This is a genomic window from Zooshikella ganghwensis DSM 15267 (genome assembly GCF_000428585.1).
GTDB lineage: Bacteria > Pseudomonadota > Gammaproteobacteria > Pseudomonadales > Zooshikellaceae > Zooshikella > Zooshikella ganghwensis.
Genome location: NZ_AUAF01000379.1, coordinates 1 through 1418 on the forward strand (window position 1 = coordinate 1; position 1418 = coordinate 1418).

General features: G+C 38.3%; 3 protein-coding genes. All 3 read left to right on the plus strand.

The window, feature by feature from the left end; all coding sequences use genetic code 11:
• Positions 1–151 precede the first annotated feature (151 nt).
• On the plus strand, positions 152–493 hold the full coding sequence (locus tag F607_RS0127135; protein WP_027710483.1) for a terminase gpA endonuclease subunit: 342 nt from the start codon (positions 152–154) through the stop codon (positions 491–493).
• A complete protein-coding gene (gpW, locus tag F607_RS32270; protein ID WP_038292664.1) occupies positions 490–690 on the plus strand; it encodes a gpW family head-tail joining protein in 201 nt (66 codons plus the stop codon). The genes F607_RS0127135 and gpW overlap by 4 nt, the downstream gene beginning before the upstream one ends.
• Positions 691–852: 162 nt before the next feature.
• Positions 853–1338 (plus strand): hypothetical protein, encoded by a 486-nt coding sequence (locus tag F607_RS0127145; protein ID WP_027710484.1) that lies wholly within the window; start codon positions 853–855, stop codon positions 1336–1338.
• Positions 1339–1418: the final 80 nt, after the last annotated feature.

Sequence of the window (1418 nt, forward strand, 5' to 3'; positions counted from 1 at the left end):
GTTTTAGTACGTGTATTTCCACTGCAAGCTCCTGAGTTAACATGTCATCGATACCACACACTTAAGCTTAAACGGTGGTATTTTACTCAGGGGGGCAAAATTCGATTGCTGCTAGTGGGTCAGTTTTACATTGCTGCTGACAAAGGACGTGGTGAATAATTCATTGGAACGTGATATTCCCGGCCCGAATTATATTCACTTCCCTAATTGGTTACCGCTGAGCTTTTATGAAGAACTCACCGCCGAAACACGCACCGCTGACGGTAAATGGGAAGAACTGGGTGGGCCGAATGAGTCCTGGGATTTATGTGCCTATAATCGTGCCTGTATCCACAAATTAAAAGCCGACACGATTAACTGGAATGATCCACCGAGCTGGGCGCAGCCTTGGGATACCAATAGCCGGGTGTATACCTTAAACGCCGACAATGAACCCGACATTAAACCCAAATCCACGTTAGACCTTTCTGCCTTAGGACACGCCCTCGGATGAATACCGAACAACGTTTATTTGAAGCACGACAGGCTTTGCATAAATTACGCACGGGAGATTTACGGGCCTCCATCCGTGATGCGGATGGGGCGATGGTGACGTATCACAAACCTGAAGATTTAGAACGATATATTCATCAGCTTGAAGCGGAAATTAATCAGTCCAAACAACGCCGTGCTTTTTTTGTGGTTTTTTAGTATTAAATATGTAACCAAATAGAACAAAATGCATTTTTAAATCTATAAAACTATTTTTGATTTAAATCATTAAATAATTTAACTACTGCTATTGGTTGTTGTAAGTTTATTTTTTTTTAACTAATAATATTTATGTTTTGCACCAAATATAAAGGAAATTATATGTTGCATATTTTAAACAAATATAGCCTTGCTCTATGTTTTGCATTGACTACATGTAACCTGTCAGCTGATGAAACTAGTGTTTACTGTACAAACTTGCTGAACACTAATGATTGGCAATGGGCAAAAAACGAAGTTGGAGATATCGTTAAAATAAAAGGCAAATGGAGTAATGATCAGACTGCACTAGAAGGCAATGTTCGTTTAAATGATTTCTTTTTAGTTAAAAAAATCGACTATGATAATGTAAAAAAATATTGTTCTAGAAATTATGTGCCTCAACCAGGTGATAGCTCTCTAGGTGGCTGGTATCTGTTTATTACCCAGGGTGATGATGGAGTTCTGGAGCTTCAACGGGGTACATTAAAAAACTTCATTTATGATCCATATACTGTAGGTAAATTTACAACATATAACCGTACTTTTTTCCAGCCAGATACTAATGTGATTAGTCATATTAACGTTAGTCTTGAATCAATACTCTAGACACTTTTACGCAGCCATAGCCCCATAGTCACTCATCTGTTTATACACTTGAGCGACTTTTTGAATACTTAAGCTTAACC

Coding starts and splice junctions, on each gene's coding strand:
- F607_RS0127145 (WP_027710484.1), top strand. CDS start 853: ATGTTGCATATTTTAAACAAATATAGCCTTGCTCTATGTTTTGCATTG.
- gpW (WP_038292664.1), top strand. CDS start 490: ATGAATACCGAACAACGTTTATTTGAAGCACGACAGGCTTTGCATAAA.